The sequence below is a fragment of the Shinella zoogloeoides genome, assembly GCF_030733845.1.
Classification (GTDB): Bacteria; Pseudomonadota; Alphaproteobacteria; order Rhizobiales; family Rhizobiaceae; genus Shinella; species Shinella zoogloeoides_C.
In genome coordinates this window covers 2613691-2636105 of record NZ_CP132311.1, presented here as the reverse complement: position 1 = coordinate 2636105, position 22415 = coordinate 2613691, and the positions used below count along the sequence as shown (strand labels likewise).

General features: G+C 65.1%; 19 protein-coding genes. 17 read left to right on the top strand and 2 right to left on the bottom strand.

Annotated features, from left to right (window positions below):
• Positions 1 to 365: 365 nt before the first annotated feature.
• From Q9316_RS14045 to Q9316_RS14035, 3 genes are read left to right on the top strand one after another with little or no spacing between them, the layout of a single operon-like run.
• Positions 366 to 1436: an efflux RND transporter periplasmic adaptor subunit gene (locus Q9316_RS14045; protein WP_306032221.1), complete on the top strand. Its 1071-nt coding sequence runs from the start codon at positions 366 to 368 to the stop codon at positions 1434 to 1436.
• The gene (locus tag Q9316_RS14040) at positions 1433 to 2506 is read left to right on the top strand and encodes an efflux RND transporter periplasmic adaptor subunit (RefSeq protein ID WP_306032220.1); all 1074 of its coding nucleotides are present in this window, start codon (positions 1433 to 1435) and stop codon (positions 2504 to 2506) included. The genes Q9316_RS14045 and Q9316_RS14040 overlap by 4 nt, the downstream gene beginning before the upstream one ends.
• Positions 2503 to 5595, top strand: a complete 3093-nt coding sequence (locus Q9316_RS14035) for an efflux RND transporter permease subunit (RefSeq protein WP_306032219.1) — start codon at positions 2503 to 2505, stop codon at positions 5593 to 5595. The genes Q9316_RS14040 and Q9316_RS14035 overlap by 4 nt, the downstream gene beginning before the upstream one ends.
• Positions 5596 to 5628: 33 nt before the next feature.
• Here the strand turns inward: Q9316_RS14035 and cysQ are convergent, their stop codons facing one another.
• Positions 5629 to 6429, bottom strand: a complete 801-nt coding sequence (cysQ, locus tag Q9316_RS14030) for a 3'(2'),5'-bisphosphate nucleotidase CysQ (RefSeq protein WP_306035304.1) — start codon at positions 6427 to 6429, stop codon at positions 5629 to 5631.
• A gap of 193 nt (positions 6430 to 6622) precedes the next feature.
• Here cysQ and Q9316_RS14025 point away from each other — a divergent pair, with 193 nt between their 5' ends.
• The 14 genes from Q9316_RS14025 to Q9316_RS13960 all read left to right on the top strand — a co-directional run bounded on the left by Q9316_RS14025 (position 6623) and on the right by Q9316_RS13960 (position 21649).
• Positions 6623 to 7873: a sarcosine oxidase subunit beta family protein gene (locus tag Q9316_RS14025; RefSeq protein WP_306032218.1), complete on the top strand. Its 1251-nt coding sequence runs from the start codon at positions 6623 to 6625 to the stop codon at positions 7871 to 7873.
• 8 nt (positions 7874 to 7881) lie between these two features.
• Positions 7882 to 8157 carry a sarcosine oxidase subunit delta gene (locus Q9316_RS14020; protein WP_306032217.1) on the top strand — a complete coding sequence of 92 codons (276 nt, stop codon included), beginning with the start codon at positions 7882 to 7884 and terminating at the stop codon, positions 8155 to 8157.
• Positions 8154 to 11108, top strand: coding sequence for a sarcosine oxidase subunit alpha family protein (locus tag Q9316_RS14015; RefSeq protein WP_306032216.1), 2955 nt, complete (start codon positions 8154 to 8156; stop codon positions 11106 to 11108). Before Q9316_RS14020 ends, Q9316_RS14015 begins: the two co-directional genes overlap by 4 nt.
• A 9-nt stretch (positions 11109 to 11117) precedes the next feature.
• Positions 11118 to 11672 carry a sarcosine oxidase subunit gamma gene (locus Q9316_RS14010; protein ID WP_306032215.1) on the top strand — a complete coding sequence of 185 codons (555 nt, stop codon included), beginning with the start codon at positions 11118 to 11120 and terminating at the stop codon, positions 11670 to 11672.
• 125 nt (positions 11673 to 11797) lie between these two features.
• Positions 11798 to 14224, top strand: coding sequence for a GcvT family protein (locus Q9316_RS14005; protein ID WP_306032214.1), 2427 nt, complete (start codon positions 11798 to 11800; stop codon positions 14222 to 14224).
• A gap of 286 nt (positions 14225 to 14510) precedes the next feature.
• Positions 14511 to 15413 (top strand): branched-chain amino acid ABC transporter permease, encoded by a 903-nt coding sequence (locus Q9316_RS14000; RefSeq protein ID WP_306032213.1) that lies wholly within the window; start codon positions 14511 to 14513, stop codon positions 15411 to 15413.
• A gap of 4 nt (positions 15414 to 15417) precedes the next feature.
• A complete protein-coding gene (gene livM, locus Q9316_RS13995; RefSeq protein WP_306032212.1) occupies positions 15418 to 16806 on the top strand; it encodes a high-affinity branched-chain amino acid ABC transporter permease LivM in 1389 nt (462 codons plus the stop codon).
• Entirely contained in the window at positions 16806 to 17732 is a 927-nt protein-coding gene (locus Q9316_RS13990) for an ABC transporter ATP-binding protein (protein WP_306032211.1), read from the top strand. The genes livM and Q9316_RS13990 overlap by 1 nt, the downstream gene beginning before the upstream one ends.
• The gene (locus Q9316_RS13985; protein WP_306032210.1) at positions 17729 to 18454 is read left to right on the top strand and encodes an ABC transporter ATP-binding protein; all 726 of its coding nucleotides are present in this window, start codon (positions 17729 to 17731) and stop codon (positions 18452 to 18454) included. The genes Q9316_RS13990 and Q9316_RS13985 overlap by 4 nt, the downstream gene beginning before the upstream one ends.
• Positions 18455 to 18478: 24 nt before the next feature.
• The gene (locus Q9316_RS13980; protein ID WP_306032209.1) at positions 18479 to 18823 is read left to right on the top strand and encodes a DUF6867 family protein; all 345 of its coding nucleotides are present in this window, start codon (positions 18479 to 18481) and stop codon (positions 18821 to 18823) included.
• A 112-nt stretch (positions 18824 to 18935) separates the two neighbouring features.
• A complete protein-coding gene (locus Q9316_RS13975; protein ID WP_306032208.1) occupies positions 18936 to 20054 on the top strand; it encodes a branched-chain amino acid ABC transporter substrate-binding protein in 1119 nt (372 codons plus the stop codon).
• Positions 20055 to 20282: 228 nt separating this feature from the next.
• The gene (locus Q9316_RS13970) at positions 20283 to 20537 is read left to right on the top strand and encodes a DUF1272 domain-containing protein (protein WP_306032207.1); all 255 of its coding nucleotides are present in this window, start codon (positions 20283 to 20285) and stop codon (positions 20535 to 20537) included.
• Between the two features lie 72 nt (positions 20538 to 20609).
• Entirely contained in the window at positions 20610 to 21026 is a 417-nt protein-coding gene (locus Q9316_RS13965; protein WP_371878006.1) for a lysozyme inhibitor LprI family protein, read from the top strand.
• Between the two features lie 8 nt (positions 21027 to 21034).
• On the top strand, positions 21035 to 21649 hold the full coding sequence (locus tag Q9316_RS13960; protein WP_306032205.1) for a Urease operon accessory protein: 615 nt from the start codon (positions 21035 to 21037) through the stop codon (positions 21647 to 21649).
• A 19-nt stretch (positions 21650 to 21668) separates the two neighbouring features.
• Here Q9316_RS13960 and Q9316_RS13955 read toward each other — a convergent pair whose 3' ends face one another.
• Positions 21669 to 22340 carry a Crp/Fnr family transcriptional regulator gene (locus tag Q9316_RS13955; protein ID WP_306032204.1) on the bottom strand — a complete coding sequence of 224 codons (672 nt, stop codon included), beginning with the start codon at positions 22338 to 22340 and terminating at the stop codon, positions 21669 to 21671.
• Between the last annotated feature and the right edge of the window lie 75 nt (positions 22341 to 22415).

Below are 22415 nucleotides of genomic sequence, written 5' to 3'. Positions count from 1 at the left end.
TCCTGAAACTGGCACGCTTCCTGCTTTTCCAACAGCAGGTCCAGAGGGGACCGAGATAGAAGCGTCCAACGAATGACGCTCCGGTAAAGCCGTCGTGCAGCGCCATAGAGACCCGCAGAGGTTTCGAGGCTGCCGGCGGCTTTGTTGTTTTGGCCGGGCGGATGGCGCCGGGCTAGGTCAATGAAAAATATGACTTATTATATTTTTCTGTCATAGGGCCCTCCTGATTGGCTTTTTCTTCGGACTCCGCCACATTCAGGCTGCGGCATGTTCAACGCCTGATGGTGCGGCGGCTTGCCAGACTGTTCTTCGCGATATAATGAGGACCCATATTAAATGGGGTTTCTGCAACAGTGGAGACGAGAATGACCCGATCGGGCAAATTGATGCTGGCGGCGCTTTTGCTTTCCGCCGCCGCCTTGCCGGCTCTTGCCGATGGTGCGGCGCGGCCGGTGCATGTCGCGCCGGTGCATTTCGAGGAACGCAAGCAATCGGTCACCATCACCGGCGAGGTGGTGGCGCGGGTGGAGACGGACCTCTCCTTCCGTGTCGGCGGGCGCATCACCGGCTGGTTCGTCGATGTGGGCGATGCGGTCAGGCAAGGCCAGGTTCTGGCCCGGCTCGATCCCGAGGAGCAGAAGGCGGATGTCGAGGCTGCCGAGGCGGGCGTGCGCGCGGCCGAAGCCCAGCTCAAGCTCGCCCGCGCCAATTTCGACCGGCAGAAATCGCTCTTGAACGACGGCATCAGCACGCGGCGTGATTTCGACGATGCCGAGACGGCGTTGCGCACGGCCGAAAGCGCCCGCGAGGCGGCGATCGCCCAGCGCGACACGGCCAAGGAAGTGCTCTCCTATACGGAGCTGCGCGCGCCCGCCGATGGCATCGTCACGGCACGCCTTGCCGAGAGCGGCCAAGTCGCCCAGGCGGCGCAGACCATGTTCACCATCGCCGATACCGGCCCGCGCGACGCAGTCTTCAACGTCTACGAATCGCTGTTCTTCGCTCAACCCGCCAAGGACGGCGTGGTCGTCACGCTGCTGAGCGACGACAAGGTGCGCACGACCGGCACTGTGCGCGAGGTCTCGCCGACCATCGACAGCCAGACCGGCACGGTGCGGGTGAAGATCGCCATGGACCAGACGCCGCCGGAAATGACGCTCGGCGCGTCCGTCGTCGGTGTCGGGGCGCTTGCGCCGCGCCGTGTCGCGGTCGTGCCGTGGCAGGCACTCTCCGGCATCGACGGCAAGCCGGCGCTGTGGATCGTCGACAAGGCGAAGAACACGGTCAGCCTGCGCCCGGTCGAGGTGCTGTCCTTCGAGACGGGCGTCGCGCTCGTTTCCGGAGGCATCGAGGAAGGGGAGACCTATGTCGCCGACGGCACCAAGCTGCTGCGGCCCGGCCAGACCGTCACCGCGACCGAAGGAACTGCCCAATGAGGACATCCCTCCCGCTGGCCATGGCTGTCCTTGCCGCCATGACGCTCGCCGGCTGCAACAAGGAAGAAGAGACTGCCGCGCCGCCGCGGCCGGTGCTCTCGGTCGTCGTCACGCCCACCGCGCTGCCCGGCACGCGTTTTGCCGGCACGGTGCAGGCGAGGGTGCAGGCTGCGCTCGGCTCGCGCGTTGCCGGACGCCTCGTCTCGCGCGGCGTCCATGTCGGCGATCTCGTGAAGAAGGGCGATGTGCTCGCCGTGCTGGATGCGACGGCCTATGAGCTTGCGGTCCGTTCCGCCCGCGCGGAGCTTTCCAGCGCCGAGGCGACGCTTGCTAGCGCGGTTGCCGCCGAGGAGCGGCAGAAGACGCTGCTGCAATCGAATGCGGCGGCGAAGGCTGCCGTGGAAAGCGCCGAGCAGTCACGCGAGGCGGCCGATGCCGGCCTCATCCGCGCCCGCACGGCGCTGGTGAAGGCTGAGGAGCAGCTTTCCTACACGCAGATCCTCGCCGAATTCGACGGCGTCGTCGTCGCGACCGGCGCCGAGGTCGGGCAGACCGTTTCGCCCGGCGAGGCCATCGTCACGGTCGCCCGCCCGGACGAGCGGGACGCGGTGGTCGATATTCCGGAAACGGCCGAGGCCATTGCCATCGGCAGCCGGTTCACGGTCTCCCTGCAGATCAACCCCGCCATCACCGTCAAGGGGAGCGTGCGCGAGGTCGCGCCGTCCGCCGATGCGGTGACCCGCACGCGGCGCGTCAAGATCGCGCTGGAGAACCCGCCGGAGACCGTTCGCCTCGGCACGACGATCACCGCCGAACTCGAAGGACCGGACCTGACGGCCATCATGGTGCCGGAGACGGCTGTGTTGCAGAAGGACGGCAAGCCGCATGTCTGGCTCGTCGATGCGGGCAAGGGCGAGGTGCATCTGGCGCCGGTCGAGACGGGCGCCGCCGTCGGCCGCTACCTGCCCGTGGCAAGCGGGCTGAAGGACGGCGACCGCGTCGTCACCGCCGGGGTGAACAGCCTCGAAGAAGGCCAGAAGATAAAGATCGAAGACGAGGCAAGCCTATGAAGAAGTTCAACCTTTCTGACTGGGCGCTCGATCATGCATCGCTCGTCTGGTACTTCATGATCGTCTTCGCGCTGCTCGGTTTCTTTACCTACCAGAACCTCGGCCGCGAGGAGGATCCGTCCTTCGTCATCAAGACGATGACGATCAGCGCGGCCTGGCCCGGCGCATCCGTCGAGGAGACGACGCGGCAGGTGACGGAACGTATCGAGCGCAAGCTGGAAGAGCTGGAATCGCTCGATTTCAGCCGCAGCGTGACGACGCCCGGCCAGACGCTGGTCTTCGTCAACCTGAAGCCGACGACCCGCGCACGCGACGTCGCGCCGACCTGGCTGACGGTGCGCAACATGATCAACGATATCAGGGGCGATTTCCCCTCCGGCGTCATCGGCCCGGCCTTCAACGACCGCTTCGGCGACGTCTTCGGCAATATCTACGCTTTCACCGCCGACGGCCTGACGCCGCGCCAGCTTCGCGACTATGTGGAGGATGCCCGCACGCGCGTCCTCACCGTGCCGAATATCGGCAAGGTCGATCTCGTCGGCGCGCAGGACGAGGTGATCTATCTCGAGTTCTCGACGCGCCAGCTTGCCGCGCTCGGCATTTCCACGCAGCAGGTCGTCTCGACCCTTCAGGCGCAGAACGCGATCGCCCCGTCCGGCGTGGTGCAGGCGGGCGGCGAGCGCGTCAGCGTGCGCGTCGGCGGCCAGTTCTCCTCGGAAGAAAGCCTTCGCGAGGTGAACCTGCGCGTCAACAACCGCTTCTTCCGCCTTTCCGACATCGCCACCATCACCCGCGGCTACCAGGATCCGCCGTCGGCGCTGTTCCGCTTCAACGGCGAACCGGCGATCGGCCTTGCGATCGGCATGAAGCAGGGCTCCAACCTTCTGGAGTTCGGCGCGGCGGTGGAAAAGGAGATCGAACTCCTGTCGCACGAGCTGCCGGTCGGCGTTGACGTGCATCTCGTTTCCGACCAGCCGAAGGTCGTCGAGGAGGCGGTGTCCGGCTTCACGCGGGCGCTGTTCGAAGCGGTCGCCATCGTCCTCATCGTCAGCTTCGTCAGCCTCGGCCTTCGTGCCGGCCTCGTCGTGGCGCTGTCCATTCCGCTGACGCTCGGCATCACCTTCGTCTTCATGTATTACGACGGCATCTCCCTGCAGCGCGTGTCGCTGGGGGCCCTGATCATCGCGCTCGGCCTGCTCGTCGACGACGCCATGATCGCCGTCGAGATGATGGTGGCGCGGCTGGAAATGGGCGATTCGCTGCGCAAGGCGGCGACCTACGTCTACACCTCCACCGCCTTCCCGATGCTGACCGGCACGCTGGTCACGGTGGCGGGCTTCATCCCGATCGGCCTCAACAACAGCGCGGCCGGCGAGTTCACCTTCAGCCTCTTCGTCGTCATCGCCATTTCGCTCGTCGTGTCCTGGGTGGTCGCGGTCATCTTCACGCCGCTGCTTGGCGTCACGATCCTGCCGAAGAGCATGAAGAAGCACCACGAGCAGAAGGGCTGGGTCGCCCGCGGCTTCGCGCGCATCCTCGACGTCTGCATGCGCTGGAAATGGACGACGATCGTCGCGACGGTGCTGATCTTCGCCGTCTCGGTCTTCGGCATGCGCTTCGTGCAGGAGCAGTTCTTCCCGTCCTCCGACCGGCCGGAACTGGTCATCGACTGGGCGCTGCCGCAGAACGCCTCCATTGCCGAGACCAATGCGCAGATCGCCAAGCTCGAGGAAGACAAGCTGAAGGGCAACCCGGATATCGAGCGCTGGTCCTCCTATGTGGGCGAAGGCGCCGTGCGCTTCCTGCTTTCCTTCGACGTGCAGCCGCCGTCGCCGGCCTTCGGCCAGACCATCATCGTCAGCAAGGACCTGGAGGCCCGCGACCGCCTGAAGGCGGATCTTGAAACCTATCTGCGCGACACCTTCGTCGGCACGGACGCGCTCGTCAAACTGCTCGATATCGGTCCGCCGGTCGGCCGGCCGATCCAGTACCGCATCAGCGGGCCGGACATCCAGGAAGTGCGCGCGCAGGCACTCGCCTTCGGCGAACTCCTCGGCAGGAACGACCGCCTCGGCGACATCGTCTATGACTGGAACGAGCCGGCGCGCGTGGTGAAGGTCGATGTGCTGCAGGACAAGGCGCGCCAGCTCGGCGTGACCTCGCAGGACATTTCCTCCGCGCTCAACGGCGTCGTCGGCGGCACGACGGTCACCCAGATCCGCGACGACGTCTATCTGATCGACGTCATCGGTAGGGCGCGGGCGAGCGAGCGCGAATCCATCGAGACGCTGCGCCAGATGCAGCTTCCGACGGCAAACGGCACCTCGGTGCCGCTCGCCGCCGTCGCGAACTTCCGCTACGAGATGGAGCAGCCCGTCGTCTGGCGCCGTTCGCGCCAGCCGACCATCACCGTCAAGGCCAGCGTCACCGGTGGCGTACAGCCGGCGACGATCGTCTCGCAGATGGAAAAGGACGTTTCCGCCTTCGGCCAGGACCTGCCGTCCGGCTACAGCATCGCCGTCGGCGGCTCGGTCGAGGAGAGCGCCAACAGCCAGGCGCCGATCGTCGCCGTCGTGCCGCTCATGCTGTTTGCCATGGCGACGATCCTGATGCTTCAGCTCCAGAGCTTCTCGCGGCTGTTCCTCGTCTTCGCGGTGGCGCCCCTGGCGCTGATTGGGGTGGTCATCGCGCTTATCGGCAGCGGTGCGCCGCTCGGCTTTGTCGCGATCCTCGGGGTGCTTGCGCTGATCGGCATCCTGATCCGAAATTCCGTCATCCTCGTCGTGCAGATCGAGGATTTGAGGCGGGAGGGCATGCATGCCTGGGATGCGGTGCGCGAGGCGACCGAACATCGCATGCGGCCGATCATGCTGACGGCGGCGGCGGCGAGCCTCGCGCTCATCCCCATCTCGCGCGAAGTGTTCTGGGGGCCGATGGCCTATGCCATGATGGGCGGCATCATCGTCGGCACGGTGCTGACGCTGCTCTTCCTGCCGGCGCTCTACATCGCCTGGTTCCGCATCAAGCCGGAAGAGAAGAGGGACGAAAACCTCTCGGCGCCTGAGCCCGAGCCCGTTCCGGCAGCATGAGCCGACGACTTCCGACCCCGCTGCAAGGCGGGGTCATCTTTTTTGGGCGGCCGTGCTCCAGCCGGCGCCGGCGGCGATGAAGTTCGGGTTGGCAAAGTCGGCATCGTGCGCCTGGTTGCGCTTGCCGTAGGCGAGCGGTGCGCCGTCGAGGGTGCGGGTTTCGCCGCCGGCGGCGCGCAAGATCGCGTCGCCCGCTGCCGTGTCCCATTCCATGGTGCGGCTGAAGCGGGGATAGACGTCGGCAAGGCCCTCGGCGACGAGGCAGAATTTCAGCGATGAGCCGATGGCGGTGCAGGCGTCGATGCCGTGATCGTCGAGGAACCGCGCCGTCTCCGGCGTATCGTGCGAACGGCTGGCGACGGCGGTCAGCGCCTTGCCGCGGCCGCGACAGCCGATCGCCTGTCTTTCGCCGATGGCGAAATCGTCCGTCACCGCGAAACGTTCCGCGCGGTTTTCAACCGCGACGAAACCCGACGAGAGGGCCGGCGCGAGCACGATGCCGGCGATCGGCGCGCCGTTGCGGATGAGGGCGATGTTGACGGTGAATTCGCTGCGGCCGGCGATGAATTCCTTGGTGCCGTCAAGAGGATCGACGAGGAAGAACAGGCCGCCGGAAATGTCCGGGATGATGCCGGCGGCGACCGCCTCTTCCGCCACGACCGGGATCGCGGGAAAATAGCGCCCAAGCGCAGCGAGAATCAGCCGTTCGGCCTCTTCGTCGGCCTCTGTCACCGGCGAACTGTCCGGCTTGTAGTGCACGTCGGGCCCGGCGCTGTGGATCGCCATGATGGCGCGGCCTGCGGCAAGCGCGGCGCTCTCCATCACCTGTTTCAATTCCGCAAGGTCTGCCTGCATGGGTTTCCCGGCCTTTCCTGCCCCTGGCTTAGCCGCGCGCCGGGACGAAAGCAATGTCGCGTGCCAGCTGGGCGATGTGGAAAGAGTCGCACTTGTGCGGGGCTGCGGCGCTGCCCCGTCTTGCCGTTTGTGCTGCATATGCGAATGTGGGCCAACTGATCCGGGATTTCGCATGCGCTACTCCGCCTTTTCTATCTTCAAACAAGCCCTTGCCGGAAACCTCGGCTGGAAGCCCGCCTGGCGGGAGCCACAGCCGAAGCCGCATTATGACGTGATCATTGTCGGCGGCGGCGGGCATGGCTTGGCGACGGCCTATTACCTCGCCAAGGAATTCGGCCTGCGCAATGTGGCGGTGCTTGAAAAGGGTTATCTCGGCTCCGGCAATGTCGGGCGCAACACGACCATCGTGCGCTCGAACTACATGCTGCCCGGCAACGAGCCCTTCTACGAGTTCTCGCTGAAGCTCTGGGAAGGGCTGGAGCAGGACCTCAACTACAATGTCATGCTCTCGCAGCGCGGCATCATCAGCCTCTATCATAACGACAGCCAGCGCGATCACTATGTCAGGCGCGGCAACGCCATGATGATGGAGGGCGTGGCGGCGGAACAGCTCGACCGCGAGACGCTGAAGAAGATGCTGCCCTTCCTCAATTTCGACCATGCCCGCTTCCCGATCGTCGGCGGCTTGCTGCAACGGCGCGCGGGCACGGCGCGGCACGATGCGGTCGCCTGGGGCTTTGCGCGCGGTGCCGACCGGCATGGCGTCGATCTGATCCAGAATTGCGAGGTCACCGGCATCCGCCGCGAAAACGGCGTGGTGACGGGTGTCGAGACGACCAGGGGCTTCATCGGCTGCAACAAGCTGGCGCTGGCCGCCGCCGGCAACACCTCGCGCGTCGGCGCGATGGCCGGACTGAAGCTGCCGATCGAAAGCCACGTCCTGCAAGCCTTCGTCACGGAAGGGCTGAAGCCCTGCATCGACCATGTCATCACCTATGGCGCGGGACACTTCTACATTTCCCAGTCCGACAAGGGCGGGCTGGTCTTCGGCGCGGAGATCGACGGCTATTCCTCCTATGCCCAGCGCGGCAATCTCGCGACGGCCGAGCATGTCATGGAGGAGGGGGTGACGATGATCCCCGGCCTTTCCCGCGTGCGGGTGCTGCGAAGCTGGGGCGGCGTCATGGACATGTCGATGGACGGATCGCCCATCATCGACCGCACGCCCATCGAAAACCTCTACCTGAACTGTGGCTGGTGCTATGGCGGCTTCAAGGCGACGCCCGCCTCCGGCTTCTGCTTCGCGCATCTGATCGCCAGGGGCGAGAGCCATCATGTGGCGCGCGCGCTCCGGCTCGATCGTTTCGAGCGCGGTTTCCCGATCGACGAGGCGGGTGCCGGCACCCAGCCGAACCTGCATTGAGACAAGCCATGGCAAGCCTGATTTCCTGTCCGCATTGCGGCACGCGCCCCAAGGAAGAGTTTTCGATCCGCGGCGATGCGACGCCCGTCCGCCCGGCGCCGATGGCCGCCGACGAGGCCTGGCACGACTATGTGCATGTGCGCGCCAACCCGCGCGGACGCATCCGCGAGCATTGGCAGCATGTCGCCGGCTGCCGGCGCTGGCTGGTGGTGGAGCGGGACAATTTTTCCCATGAGGTGTTTGCCGTGACCGATGCCGCGGCCGGGCAGGGAGGCGCGCAATGACCGCCTATCGCCTTCCCGCCGGCGGCCTCGTCGAGCGCAGCCATGCCCTCGGCTTCACCTTCGACGGCGCGAGCTTCAAGGGCCATGCCGGCGATACGCTCGCCTCGGCGCTTTTGGCCAATGACAGGCTGCTCGTCGGCCGCAGCTTCAAGTACCACCGCCCGCGCGGCATCGTGACGGCCGGCCCGTCCGAGCCCAACGCACTCGTCACCATCGGCAGCGGCGCGCGGCGCGAGCCGAACACGAAGGCGACGGTCGCCGAACTCTATAACGGCCTTGCCGCGACCAGCCAGAACCGCTGGCCGAGCCTTGCCTATGACATCGGCGCGGTGAACGACCGGATGTCGCGTTTCCTGTCGGCCGGCTTCTACTACAAGACCTTCATGTGGCCCGCCGCCTTCTGGGAAAAGCTCTACGAGCCGCTGATCCGCCGCGCCGCCGGCCTTGGCCGCACGGACCTGCCGCGCGACCCCGACGCCTACGAGAAGAGCTGGGCGCATTGCGACCTGCTGGTCGTCGGCTCCGGCCCGGCAGGTCTCGCCGCCGCGCTGGTCGCCGCCCGGTCGGGCTTGCGCGTCATCCTCGCCGAGCAGGACTTTGCCCTCGGCGGCGCGCTGCTTTGCGAGACGACGCTGCTGGATGGCGAGGCGCCGTTCGTCTTCGCCCGGCGGGTCATCGACGAGCTCCGGAACAGCCCGAACGTCACGCTGCTGCCGCGCACCACCGTGTTCGGCTGGTACGACGGCAATGTCTTCGGCGCCGTCGAGCGGGTGCAGAAGCACAGCGCGGTCATCGATGCGGCAAGGCCGGTCGAGCGCCTGTGGCGCATCGTGGCGAAGCAGGCGATCCTTGCCACCGGCGCGGAGGAGCGGCCGCTGGTCTTCGGCGGCAACGACCGGCCGGGCATCCTGACGGCGAGCGCTGCCAGCAGCTATGCCAACCGCTTCGGCGTCGCCGTCGGCAAGTCGGTGGCGATCTTCACCAACGGTTCGGCCGGCTACCGCACCGCCGCGGACCTTGCGGCGCAGGGCATCGATATCGCGGCGCTTGTCGATAGCCGCATGGACGCCGCCGACCGGGCGCCGGAGGGCGTGCGGCTCATTCGCGGCGGCGCCGTCGTCGATACGAAGGGCCGCAAGCGGGTCCGCGCGATCGTCACGGATCGCGGCGGCTTCGAGGACCTGATCGCCTGCGATGCCGTCGCCATGTCCGGCGGCTGGAGCCCGGTCATCCACCTTGCCTGCCAGCGCGGCGGCAGGCCGGTTTGGTCCGAGGCGATGCAGGCCTTCCTCGCGCCGGAAGCGGGCGGCCTCGTGATGGCCGGTGCCGCGGCGGGGCACTACCGGCTTTCGGAATGCTTCGAGGACGGCGCGCGCAAGGCGTCGGCCATCGTGGAGACCTTCGGCCGCCCCGTCGCCGGCTTCGAGCGGCCCTCGGTCGGCGCGGACGTGGACCCGTCCTTCACGGCGCTCTGGCATGTGCCGGGCGCGAAATCCAAGGCCTTCGTCGATTTCCAGAACGACGTGCACACCCGGGATCTCGGCCTGGCCGTGCGCGAGGGCTTCGGCCATGTCGAGCATGCCAAGCGCTATACGACGGGCGGCATGGCGACGGACCAGGGCAAGCTCGGCAATGTCAACGCCATCGGCATTCTCGCGGCCATGCGCGGCGTCAGCCCGGCCGAGGTCGGCACCACGACCTTCCGGCCGTTCTACACGCCCGTCTCCTTCGGCGCGCTGGCCGGCACCTCCGTCGGCGAACACGCCATGCCGGTCCGCCGCTCGCCGCTGCACGGCTGGGCGGCGCGCAACGGCGCGGTCTTCATCGATTCGGGGCTCTGGTACCGCTCGTCCTGGTTTCCGAGGACAGGGGAAAAGACCTGGCGGGAGAGCGTCGACCGCGAGGTTCGCACCGTGCGGGAGAATGCCGGTCTCTGCGACGTCTCGACCCTCGGCAAGATCGAGGTTTTCGGGCCGGATGCCGCCGAGTTCCTCAATCGGCTCTATTGCAACCCGATGCTGAAGCTGCCCGTCGGCAAGGCGCGCTACGGCCTGATGCTGCGCGAAGACGGCATGGTCTATGACGACGGCACGGTGAGCCGTCTGGCGGAGGAGCATTTCCTCGTCACCACGACGACGGCCATGGCGGGCGGCGTGCTCTCGCATATGGAATTTGCCGCGCAGGCGCTCTGGCCGGACCTCAAGGTGCGGTTCCTTTCCGTTTCGGACCAGTGGGCGCAGATGTCGCTGGCCGGGCCGAAGGCGCGCACCATTCTGCAGGCCATCATCGAGGACGACGTGTCGAATGCGGCGGTTCCGTTCCTCGCCGCCCGCGAGGTGCGGCTGAAGGGCAATCTGAAGGCGCGGCTTTTCCGGATCTCCTTCTCCGGCGAACTTGCCTATGAACTGGCCGTGCCGGCGGGCTATGGCGAGACCGTCGCCGATGCGCTGATGCGGGCGGGGCAGGCGCACGGCATCTGCGCCTATGGCGTCGAGGCATTGAACGTGCTGCGCCTCGAGAAGGGCCATGTGACCCATGCCGAACTCGACGGCCGCGTCACGCCCGACGATGCCGGCCTCGGCCGCATGATGGCGAACGGCAAGCCGGACTTCATCGGCAAGCGGCTTTCGACGCGCTTCGGCCTGACGGCGGCGGACCGCGCGCAGCTCGTCGGCCTGAGGGCGCTGGAAGCGGACAAGGACATGCGGGCCGGCGCGCACCTGCTGAAGGACGGCGCAAAGCCCTCGACGCTGAATGACCAGGGCTGGGTCAGCTCCGCCTGCTTCTCGCCGACGGTCGGCGGGCATATCGCGCTTGCCTTCCTGAAATCCGGCCGTGAGCGGTATGGCGAGAGGGTCGTGGTCTGGGACCAGTTGCGCGGCGTCGAGACCATGGCGGAAGTCTGCGATCCGGTCTTCGTCGATCCGGAAAACCGCAAGCTGATGGCGTGAGGTAGAGGCATGGCATACGATTATCAGGCGGTGCACGCGCTGGACGGCACCATCGGGGCGATTTCCGAGCGGCGGGCGAACCATCTCGCCGTCCATCGCGCGACGGCGATCGCGATGGTTCTGGCCGCACCCGGCTGGGCGGCGGAGGCGGCGGGCATCCTTGTTTCCGACGGCGAATTCGAGGCGCGTTTTTCCGGCCCCGGCGAATGGCTGGTTCTGTCCGAGGTGCATGCGCCGGAAACGCTGGTTGCCGAGCTCGCCGTCCGGCTCGGTGATTTCGCCCATATCGTCGACCAGAGCCATGGCCGCGTGATGCTGACGCTCTGCGGACCCGACGCCGCCCGCATCCTTGCGAACGGGATTGCCCTCGATCTGCATGCCGATGCCTTTCCGGTCGGCCGCGCGGCGAACGTCCTGTGCAATCACCTGTCGGTCAACCTCGCCCGCACCGGCGAAACACGCTTCGATCTCGTCGTGATGCGCTCTTTCGCCGAGGCCCTTGTCGGCGACCTCAAGGTCATGGCGCGCAGCTTCGACCTTTCGGTGGACTTCGCCACGCGCTGACAAAATCATCCGAAGCGACATGGCGCTTCGCACCACGGGCTTGTGAGGCGTCCGGGCAAGCACATAGGCTGCGTTTCATCCGCAGCAGTGCATTCCCGTCAACCCGCTGAAAGCCGGAGTTTTCCATGAAGAGCCATGCAAGGGTCGTCGTCATCGGGGGCGGCGTCGTCGGCTGTTCCGTCCTCTATCATCTCACCAAGTTCGGCTGGACCGATGTCGTGCTGGTCGAGCGTTCGGAGCTGACCTCCGGCTCCACCTGGCATGCGGCCGGCGGCATGCACACGATCAACGGCGATCCCAACGTTGCCAAGCTGCAGAAATACACGGTCGAGCTCTACAAGGAGATCCAGGACTATTCCGGCCAGGACATCGGCCTGCACATGACCTCCGGCATGATGCTGGCGGCGACGAAGGAACGCTTCGACTGGATGAAGTCGATCCTCGCCAAGGGACGCTACATGGGCCTCGACGCCCATCTCCTGACGCCGAAGGAAGCCCATGACCTGATGCCGCTCATCGATCCCGACCAGTTCGTCGGCGCGGTGTTCGATCCGGTCGAGGGCCATCTCGATCCCTACGGCACGACCCATGCCTATGCGAAATCGGCGAAGAAGAACGGCGCGGAGATCTACCTGCACACCAAGGTGGAAGACCTCGTGCAGCGCGAGGACGGAAGCTGGCGCGTCATCACCAACAAGGGCGAGATCGTCGCCGAGCACGTCGTCAACTGCGGCGGCCTGTGGGCGCGCGAAATCGGCCGCATGGTGGGGCTGGAACTGCCCGTCCTCGCCATGGAGCACATGTATCTCATCACCGAGGACATGCCCGAGGTCATCGAGTTCAACAAAACGCGCGGAAAGGAGCTGATGCATTGCGTCGACTTCGACGGGGAAATCTATCTCCGGCAGGAGCGCAACGGCATGCTGATGGGCACCTATGAAAAGGCCTGCCGTCCCTGGTCGCCGCTGACGACGCCTTGGGATTTCGGCCATGAGCTGCTGGAGGAGGATATCGAGCGGATCACGCCGGAACTGGAGGTCGGCTTCCGCCACTTCCCCGCCTTCAACAAGGCCGGTATCCGGAAGGTGATCAACGGGCCCTTCACCTTCTCGCCGGACGGCAACCCGCTCGTCGGCCCGGTGCGCGGCATGACGAACTTCTGGTCGGCCTGCGCCGTCATGGCCGGGTTCAGCCAGGGCGGCGGCGTCGGCCTTGCGCTCGCCAACTGGATGATCCACGGCGATCCCGGCTTCGATGTCTTCGCCATGGATGTTGCCCGCTACGGCGACTATGCGACGCTCGCCTATACCAATGCCAAGGTGCGCGAGAACTATTCGCGCCGTTTCTCGATCCGCTATCCGAACGAGGAACTGCCGGCCGCCCGTCCGCTGCTGACGACGCCGATCTACGACCGGCTGAAGGACGCCGGCGCGGTCTTCGGTGCGTCCTACGGCCTCGAGCAGGCGCTCTGGTTCGCGCCCGAAGGCGTCGAGGACCATTTCTCCTGGCGCCGCTCTACCGACTTCGAGACGGTCGGTGCCGAGGCCAGGACCGTGCGCGAGAGCGTCGGGCTGATGGAGACCTCCGGCTTTGCCAAATATGCGGTGAAGGGCAGGGGCGCGGAGGCCTGGCTCGACCGGCTGCTCACCTGCCGCATGCCGGCGACGGGCCGCATGACGCTCGCGCCGATGCTGAAGGATGACGGCAAGCTCATCGGCGACTTCACGCTTGCGAAGCTCGGGGAGGGGGACTTCCTGCTCATCGGCTCCGGCATTGCCGAAGACTATCATATGCGCTGGTTCGAAAGGCATCTTCCGCAGGACGGCTCGGTGACGCTCGAAGCGTTGAACCTCGCGCTCGTCGGCCTCGCCATCGCCGGCCCGAAGGCGCGGGACGTGCTGCAGAAACTGACGCACCAGGATCTTTCGACCGGCGCCTTTCCCTTCATGGCGGTGCGCAGGATGGACCTCGGCATGGCGCCGGCCATCGTCGGGCGCGTCAGCTATACCGGCGATCTCGGCTACGAGGTCTGGATGAAGCCGCAGCACCAGCGCTATCTCTACGACCTCATCCTGGAGGCCGGCGCCGAATTCGGCATCCGCCTCTTCGGCCTTCGGGCGCTCAACGCGCTCCGCCTCGAAAAATCCTACGGGAGCTGGTCGCGCGAATACCGCCCGCTCTACGGGCCGCTCGAAGCGGGGCTGGAGCGATTCGTGGCCGTTCGAAAGGACGCCGATTTCATCGGCAGGGCGGCGGCGACGGCCGAGCGGGGTTCGGGCGGCACGCTGCGGCTGCGCACCTTCGTCGTCGCGGCCAGGGACGCGGACGTAATCGGCGACGAGCCGATCTATCTCGACGGCGAAGTGCGCGGCTGGGTGACGTCCGGCGGCTATGCCCATGCCGCGGGCGTTTCCGTCGCGCTCGGCTATGTGCCGAGGGAGATCGCGGACGTCGAAACCGGCTGGTCGATCGAGCTTCTCGGTGAAATGCTGACGGCGCATCTGCAGGCCGAACCGCTTTTCGACCCCTCCGGCGCGAAAATGCGCGGCTGACCTGATTCACATTGCAAGGGCGGTGTTTCAAATCGGGACATCGCCTTTGCGGCCGGGTGCAGCATTTTGCACAAAAGTGCTGCTTTTCCTGCCGATTTTTCGGTTTCCGTGGCGTTAATTATGTCATTTAACGCTTCTCGCTAAAGAAATTGTCGATCCCGGCTTTTTGGGCTTCCTTTTTGTATCGAAAGCGGTATGGAATCCCCCTGTCCAAACAAGCTCGAAAAAAGAGCGACAAAAACAAGAGATGCGGCCCTCAGGGAACTGCATCCGGGGGATTATATATATGGAGTATTTCGTCCAGCAGCTCGTGAACGGGCTGACGCTTGGCTCGATTTATGGTCTGATAGCCATTGGCTACACCATGGTTTATGGCATCATCGGCATGATCAATTTCGCCCATGGCGATATCTTCATGCTGGGTGGATTTGCCGCTCTCATCACCTTCCTCGTCTTGACGAGCGTGTTCGTCGGCCTTCCGGTCGTCCTGCTGCTGCTGGTCATGATCGCCGCGGCGATGCTCACCGCATCGCTGTGGAACTGGACGATCGAGAAGGTGGCGTACCGGCCGCTGCGCGGTTCCTTCCGCCTCGCGCCGCTGATCACCGCCATCGGCATGTCGATCGCCCTTTCGAACTTCATCCAGGTCACGCAGGGCCCGCGCAACAAGCCGATCCCGCCGCTGGTCTCCTCGGTCTACAACGTCTTCGGCATCGCGATCTCGCTCAAGCAGATCATCATCATGCTGCTGACCGTCATCCTGCTGACGACGTTCTGGTACATCGTCAACAAGACCTCGCTGGGCCGCGCCCAGCGCGCGACCGAACAGGACCGCAAGATGGCGGCGCTGCTCGGCATCGATGTCGACCGGACGATCTCCGTGACCTTCATCATGGGCGCCTCGCTCGCCGCCGTCGCCGGCACCATGTACCTGATGTATTACGGCGTGACCGTCTTCACCGACGGCTTCATCCCGGGCGTCAAGGCCTTCACGGCCGCGGTCCTGGGCGGCATCGGCTCGCTGCCGGGCGCGGTTCTCGGCGGCATGCTCATCGGCCTCATCGAGAGCCTGTGGTCCGCCTACTTCACCATCGACTACAAGGACGTCGCGACGTTCTCCATCCTCGCCATCGTCCTGATCTTCAAGCCGTCCGGCATTCTCGGACGACCGGAAGTCGAGAAGGTTTGATTTCATGTCCAACATTTCCAACACGTCTGAGAGCGCCGGCGGTAACCTGACGGCGCGGGCTCTGCGCGAGGGCGTTTTCGCCGGCCTCGTCTCGCTCGGCCTCTTCGTTCTCTTCGTCGGTCTCGAGACCACGCAGAACATCCGCAACGAGCTCGTGCTGAACCAGCGCTGGGGGCTGCTGGCGATCTTCGTGATCGTCGCCGCCGTCGGCCGCTTCCTCACCGTCGCCTATCTGCGCCCCTGGATGGCCGCCCGTAAGGCCGCCGCCCCGGCAACGGCCGCGGAGACGGAAGAGAGTTTCTTCAAGCGCAACTTCAGCAAGATCGCCATTGCCGCGCTGCTCATCTATCCGCCGCTGATGGTCATGCTCTTCGGCGTGCAGGGCTCGCTGAAATGGGTCGACAATTTCGGCATCCAGATCCTCATCTACGTGATGCTGGCCTGGGGCCTCAACATCGTCGTCGGCCTTGCCGGTCTGCTCGACCTCGGCTACGTCGCCTTCTATGCGGTCGGCGCCTATTCCTACGCGCTGCTTTCGCAGCAGTTCGGCTTCTCCTTCTGGGTGTTGCTGCCGCTCGCCGGCATCCTGGCAGCCTTCTGGGGCATGATCCTCGGCTTCCCTGTGCTGCGCCTGAAGGGCGACTATCTCGCCATCGTGACGCTCGCCTTCGGGGAAATCATCCGCCTCGTGCTGATCAACTGGACGGAAGTGACCCGTGGCACCTTCGGCGTCTCGGGCATTCCCAAGGCCTCGGTCTTCGGCATCTGGTCGTTCGACGTCAGCGCGCCGAACAATTTCGCCAAGGTCTTCGGCCTGCCGATGTCCTCGGCCTATTACAAGATCTTCCTCTTTTATCTCATCCTGGCGCTGGCGCTGCTCACCGCCTACGTGACGATCCGCCTGCGCCGCATGCCGATCGGCCGCGCCTGGGAAGCGCTGCGCGAAGACGAGATCGCCTGCCGCTCGCTCGGCATCAACACGGTGACGACCAAGCTGACGGCCTTTTCCATCGGCGCGATGTTCGGCGGCTTTGCCGGCTCCTTCTTCGCGGTGCGCCAGGGGTTCGTGTCGCCGGAGAGCTTCGTCTTCCTCGAATCGGCGATCATCCTGGCCATCGTGGTCCTCGGCGGCATGGGCTCGCTGGTCGGCATCGCGGTCGCCGCGGCGGTGATGGTCGGCGGCACGGAGCTGCTGCGCGAGATGCAGTTCCTGAAGGCGGTCTTCGGACCGGACTTCACGCCGGAACTCTACCGCATGCTGATCTTCGGCCTCGCCATGGTCGTCGTCATGGTCTGGAAGCCGCGCGGCTTCGTCGGCAGCCGTGAGCCGACCGCCTTCCTTCGGGAACGCAAGGCGGTCTCCGGCAGCTTCACCAAGGAAGGGCACGGCTGATGGCCCTCGGAACGAATACGGTAGCGACGAACACGATGACGCCAAATACGATGACGGGCGATCCCATCCTCAAGGTCGAGCATCTCTCGATGCGTTTCGGCGGCCTCATGGCCATCAACGACCTCTCCTTCGAAGCCTATCGCGGCGAGATCACGGCGCTGATCGGCCCGAACGGCGCCGGCAAGACCACGGTGTTCAACTGCGTGACCGGCTTCTACAAGCCGACCATGGGCATGATCACCATGCGCCAGAAGGCGGGCAAGGAGTTCCTGCTGGAACGCATGACCGACTTCGAGGTCAACCGCGATGCGAAGGTGGCGCGCACCTTCCAGAATATCCGGCTGTTTTCCGGCCTGACGGTTCTGGAAAACCTGCTCGTCGCCCAGCACAACATGCTGATGAAGGCGTCCGGCTATACGATCCTCGGCCTCATCGGCATGCCCGCCTACAAGAAGGCGGCGGCCGAATCGATCGATATCGCCAAGTACTGGCTGGAGAAGGCGAACCTCGTCGAGCGTGCCGACGACCCGGCGGGCGATCTGCCCTACGGCGCGCAGCGGCGTCTGGAAATCGCCCGCGCCATGTGCACGGGGCCGGAATTCCTCTGCCTCGACGAGCCTGCCGCCGGCCTCAACCCGCGCGAATCGGCAGCGCTCAACGATCTGCTCCGCTCGATCCGCAACGACAGCAACACGTCGATCCTGCTCATCGAGCACGACATGTCGGTCGTCATGGAGATCTCCGACCACGTGGTCGTGCTCGAATACGGCCAGAAGATCTCCGACGGCACGCCGGACCATGTGAAGAACGATCCGAAGGTTATCGCGGCCTATCTCGGTGTCGAAGATGATGAGGTCGAAGAGGTGATCGAGGAAATCGAGGTGATCGCGGAAAACGACGGTACGCAGGGAGGGTCGCAGGAATGAGCGATACGCTTCTCAGCGTCCAGGGCGTGGAAACCTATTACGGCAATATCCGCGCGCTCGCCGGCGTCAATGTCGAAGTGAAGAAGGGCGAGATCGTCTCGCTGATCGGTGCCAACGGCGCCGGAAAGTCGACGCTGATGATGACGATCTGCGGCAGCCCGCAGGCGCGTACCGGCTCCGTCATCTTCGACGGCGAGGACATCACCCGCCAGCCGACGCATCTCATCGCCCGCCGCCGCATCGCGCAGTCGCCCGAGGGTCGCCGCATCTTTCCGCGCATGACTGTTTACGAGAACCTTCAGATGGGCGCGAGCCTCGACAATCTGAAGTATTTCAACGAGGACGTGGAAAAGATCTTCACGCTCTTCCCGCGCCTCAAGGAGCGCCAGGCGCAGCGCGGCGGCACGCTTTCGGGCGGCGAGCAGCAGATGCTGTCCATCGGCCGCGCGCTGATGGCCCGTCCCAAGCTCCTGCTTCTCGACGAGCCGTCGCTCGGCCTTGCGCCGCTGATCGTCAAGCAGATCTTCGACGCCATCAAGGTCTTGAACCAGGAGCAGGGCCTGACCGTGTTCCTCGTCGAGCAGAACGCTTTCGCCGCGCTGAAACTCTCCGACCGGGCCTATGTGATGGTCAACGGCCAGGTGACGATGAGCGGTTCGGGCAAGGAACTTCTGGCCAACCCGGAAGTGCGCGCCGCCTATCTCGAAGGCGGACGGCATTGAGGACGGTCGAGGGGAGTATTTAAGATGCAGGGAATTCTCTACGAAGAACCGTCAGTCTGGCAGTTCCTGTTCATCACCGTCATCATGGGCGGCTGGACGGCCTGGCGCACCGGCAAGAGCGTTGCGGAGAACTGGCAGAACTACGGCACGCTGGTCGTCTACGTCCTGCTGCTGGGCGCCGCGATCCGCTTCGTCCACCACGCCTTGTTCCACGGCTCCATGCTGACGGTGCAATACTATGTCGTGGACACGCTGGTGCTTTTGTTGTTTGCTACGCTCGGTTTCCGCTACTACCGGACGCGGCAGATGACCAACAACTACTACTGGCTCTATGAAAAGGCCTCGCCCTTTTCCTGGAAGTCGAAATAACAGAGGGAACTCCGCAGCCGGTTCCGGCCCGCGGCATAACGATATCGGCGCAATGAATGCGGGTGTTGCGGCCGGTTGAAACCAACCCGCTATAAATTTTGGGAGTAACAATATGAAGAAGTCTCTCATGTCGGCTGTTGCTTTGGCTGCAATGGTCGCGTTCAGCGGCAGCGCCTGGGCCGACATCCTGATCGGCGTCGGCGGCCCGATTACCGGCCCGAACGCCGCATTCGGCGCACAGCTGCAGAAGGGTGCCGAGCAGGCTGCTGCCGACATCAATGCAGCCGGCGGCATCAACGGCGAACAGATCAAGATCGTGCTCGGCGACGACGTGTCCGACCCGAAGCAGGGCGTTTCGGTCGCCAACAAGTTCGTTGCTGACGGCGTGAAGTTCGTTGTCGGCCACTTCAACTCGGGCGTTTCCATCCCGGCTTCCGAAATCTACGCCGAAAACGGCGTGCTGCAGATTTCGCCGGCCTCGACGAACCCGACCTACACCGAGCGCGGCCTGTGGAACACCTTCCGTACCTGCGGTCGTGACGACCAGCAGGGCGCGGTAGCAGGCTCCTTCATCGCCGCGAACTTCAAGGACGCGAAGCTCGCTGTCCTGCACGACAAGACCCCGTACGGCCAGGGCCTTGCCGACGAAACCAAGAAGGCGGCAAACGAAGCCGGCGTCACGGAAGCCATCTACGAAGGCGTCAATGTCGGCGACAAGGACTTCTCGGCGCTCATCGCCAAGATGAAGGAAGCCGGCGTATCGGTCGTCTACTGGGGCGGCCTGCACACCGAGTTCGGTCTCATCGAGCGCCAGGCTGCCGACCAGGGCCTGAAGGCGACCTTCATCTCGGGTGACGGTATCGTCTCCAACGAACTGGCTTCGATTGCCGGCGACGCCGTCGACGGCACGCTGATGACCTTCGCGCCGGATCCGCGCAAGAACCCGGCTGCCAAGGACCTCGTCGAGAAGTTCCGCGCTGCCGGCTTCGAGCCGGAAGCCTACACGCTCTACGCCTATGCCGCCGTACAGGTCATCGCCGAAGGCGCCAAGGCTGCCGGTGGTACCGACACGCAGGCCGTTGCCGAAGCCATCAAGTCGAAGGGTCCGTTCCAGACGGCCATCGGCGAACTCGGCTTCGACGAGAAGGGCGACATCACCCGCCCGGACTACGTCATGTACACCTGGAAGAAGGGTGACGACGGCAAGTACACCTACGTCCAGAACGACTAATCGTTCTCACGGAACGGGCGGCGCACGCACGCCGCCCGGCCGCTTCGAGTTCCAGCCCGGCCTTGTGCCGGGCTTTTTCGTGTGCCGCCTTCTGCGCAGTCCGGACGGGTTTGACGGTGCGGATGTGTGATGGAAGGCCGTGCCGAAATGATTTACACAGGCAGATGAAAGTGACCTTTCCTGATGGCATGGCGTCCGTGACCGTGCCCGAACCGATCCGGTGAGACCATGCTCGACCTCAGGCCCAATTGCGAATGCTGTGACCGCGACCTGCCGCCGGAAAGCCCGGAGGCGATGATCTGCACCTTCGAATGCACGTTCTGCGCCGATTGCGTGGCAACGGTCCTCGGCGATCGCTGCCCCAATTGCGGCGGCGAGTTCGTGCGCCGGCCGGTGCGGCCGGCGGCTTTGCTGGTAAAATATCCGGCATCCACCAAGAGGGTGCTGAAGGCCGAAGGCTGCGGGCCGGCTGAAGCGGCGTGACGATCGCGATTGCCCGGCGATCCAAAGCATCCACCAGGAACATGATGAGGAAATTCTGACATGCCGTTGCGTATCCGCACCCTTCTTGCCGCCGCCATCCTCCTCCTTCCCGCTTCGTTTGCCGTGGCGCAGGAGGAGCCGGAGGTCGATTGCAACAATGCCGTGGCGCAGATGGACTTGAACATCTGCGCGCATCGCGACTATGCGCAGGCCGACGAAGAGCTGAACGCCGCCTACAAGAAGGCGATGGAAGCGACGCAGAAGATGGATGCGGACTACAAGGACATGGGCGAACAATATGTTGGCGCCGTCGATGCGCTGAAGCGCGCCCAGCGATCCTGGATCGGCTATCGCGACGGCCAGTGCGAGCTGGCGGGTTTCGAGGCGCGCGGCGGCTCGATGGAGCCCATGCTGGTTTCCGGCTGCCTTGCCGATCTCACGCGCAAGCGCACGGCGGAATTGAAGAGCGTCTACGAGACGGAAGACTGAGGCGCTCCATGCCGCGCAGGATCGTCATCGTCGGCAATGGCGCTGTTTCCGAGAAGTTCGCCGGGCCAATCGATGCCGCCGATATGGTGATCCGCTTCAATCTCTGCCGCTCGGCCGGCGCCGGGGGACACAGGACGGATGTCATCGCCGTTTGCAATACCGGGCGGCCGGCGCTGGAAATGCTTGCGGGCGGGCGGTGGAAGGCAAGCGAACCGCTGCGGTGGGCGAAAGAGATCTGGTGCGTGCGCACGTCGGAAATGTTTGCCGCCATGCGCGGCCCGCTCTCGATCAGCCATCCCGATCTCGACGATTTCTGCGATGACTACACGGCAGGCTTCAAGACGTTTGCCGAAGCGACCGGCAAGCGGCTGCGCATCGTCCCGGCGACAGCGCATCGCAAGCTCGATGCCGCGCTCGCGGCCTTCGATCCGTCGCCCTATGTGGTGCCGAGCTCCGGTCTGATCGTCATTGCCCATGTGCTCGACAATATCGCGGAAGATGGCGACCGCGTCTCCATTGCCGGCTTCGGCCATGAGGGCTGGCAATGGCACCCCTTCGCCGCCGAGCGGCGCTGGGTGGAATCGCGGATCGCCGCCGGCCATCTCGACCGCCTCGACAGGTAAGCGCGCCGGCCGGACCTCTTCAGAGCCGGCGGAGGGCTTCGGGATCGCCGATATGCACGAGACGGCCGCGCACGCTGACGCCGTGGCTGCGCAGCATGGAGAAGGCCCGCGACAGGGCTTCCGGTGCAAGGCCGAGTCTGCCGGCAAGCAGGCTCTTCTGGTAGGGCAGGCGGAAGCTCGCCGCCTTGCCGTCCGCCGGGCAATGGCCGAGCAGGTAGCGTGCGACGCGTTGCGGCGCCGTGTGCAGGCGGTCGTTGGCAAGGCTGGCAAAGGCTTTGGAAAGCTGGGCGGAGAGTGCGTTCGCCAAGGCGACGGCAAGGTCCGGGCGGCGGCTGATGATTTCGCGCACGCGCTTCAGGTCGAAGCGGGCGATCAGTGCGGGCTCGGCGGCCTGGGCGGTTGCGGCATAGCGGCCGCCATCGAGCACGACGCTGGCGCCGATCAGGTCGCCGGGGCCGTAGAGTTCCACATCCGCTTCCCGTCCGTCCGGGTCGAGCTTGTAGACGCGGATGTAGCCGGACAGCACGCAATGTAGCATGTCGGCGGGCTCGCCCTCGCGGAACAGAATCTGGCGCGCCGGCAGGTTGCCGATCACCGCGATCTCCATCATTGCCGCGACGCTTTCCACGCCGAGCGCGGACAGAAGGCCCGAGTTCAGCAGGGTCTCGCGTTCCCGTATACCGGGTTTCATCAGCCTGTTCATCGATCTCACTCCATGCTCCCGCAGGCGTCGTTCGAATTTCGATGACAGGACGATAGTCGAGGT

Excerpts from the sequence above, each read along its gene's own strand:
- Q9316_RS14045 (WP_306032221.1), top strand. The coding sequence starts at position 366 with ATGACCCGATCGGGCAAATTGATGCTGGCGGCGCTTTTGCTTTCCGCC.
- Q9316_RS14040 (WP_306032220.1), top strand. The coding sequence starts at position 1,433 with ATGAGGACATCCCTCCCGCTGGCCATGGCTGTCCTTGCCGCCATGACG.
- Q9316_RS14035 (WP_306032219.1), top strand. The coding sequence starts at position 2,503 with ATGAAGAAGTTCAACCTTTCTGACTGGGCGCTCGATCATGCATCGCTC.
- Q9316_RS14025 (WP_306032218.1), top strand. The coding sequence starts at position 6,623 with ATGCGCTACTCCGCCTTTTCTATCTTCAAACAAGCCCTTGCCGGAAAC.
- Q9316_RS14020 (WP_306032217.1), top strand. The coding sequence starts at position 7,882 with ATGGCAAGCCTGATTTCCTGTCCGCATTGCGGCACGCGCCCCAAGGAA.
- Q9316_RS14015 (WP_306032216.1), top strand. The coding sequence starts at position 8,154 with ATGACCGCCTATCGCCTTCCCGCCGGCGGCCTCGTCGAGCGCAGCCAT.
- Q9316_RS14010 (WP_306032215.1), top strand. The coding sequence starts at position 11,118 with ATGGCATACGATTATCAGGCGGTGCACGCGCTGGACGGCACCATCGGG.
- Q9316_RS14005 (WP_306032214.1), top strand. The coding sequence starts at position 11,798 with ATGAAGAGCCATGCAAGGGTCGTCGTCATCGGGGGCGGCGTCGTCGGC.
- Q9316_RS14000 (WP_306032213.1), top strand. The coding sequence starts at position 14,511 with ATGGAGTATTTCGTCCAGCAGCTCGTGAACGGGCTGACGCTTGGCTCG.
- livM (WP_306032212.1), top strand. The coding sequence starts at position 15,418 with ATGTCCAACATTTCCAACACGTCTGAGAGCGCCGGCGGTAACCTGACG.
- Q9316_RS13990 (WP_306032211.1), top strand. The coding sequence starts at position 16,806 with ATGGCCCTCGGAACGAATACGGTAGCGACGAACACGATGACGCCAAAT.
- Q9316_RS13985 (WP_306032210.1), top strand. The coding sequence starts at position 17,729 with ATGAGCGATACGCTTCTCAGCGTCCAGGGCGTGGAAACCTATTACGGC.
- Q9316_RS13980 (WP_306032209.1), top strand. The coding sequence starts at position 18,479 with ATGCAGGGAATTCTCTACGAAGAACCGTCAGTCTGGCAGTTCCTGTTC.
- Q9316_RS13975 (WP_306032208.1), top strand. The coding sequence starts at position 18,936 with ATGAAGAAGTCTCTCATGTCGGCTGTTGCTTTGGCTGCAATGGTCGCG.
- Q9316_RS13970 (WP_306032207.1), top strand. The coding sequence starts at position 20,283 with ATGCTCGACCTCAGGCCCAATTGCGAATGCTGTGACCGCGACCTGCCG.
- Q9316_RS13960 (WP_306032205.1), top strand. The coding sequence starts at position 21,035 with ATGCCGCGCAGGATCGTCATCGTCGGCAATGGCGCTGTTTCCGAGAAG.
- Q9316_RS13955 (WP_306032204.1), bottom strand. The coding sequence starts at position 22,340 with ATGAAACCCGGTATACGGGAACGCGAGACCCTGCTGAACTCGGGCCTT.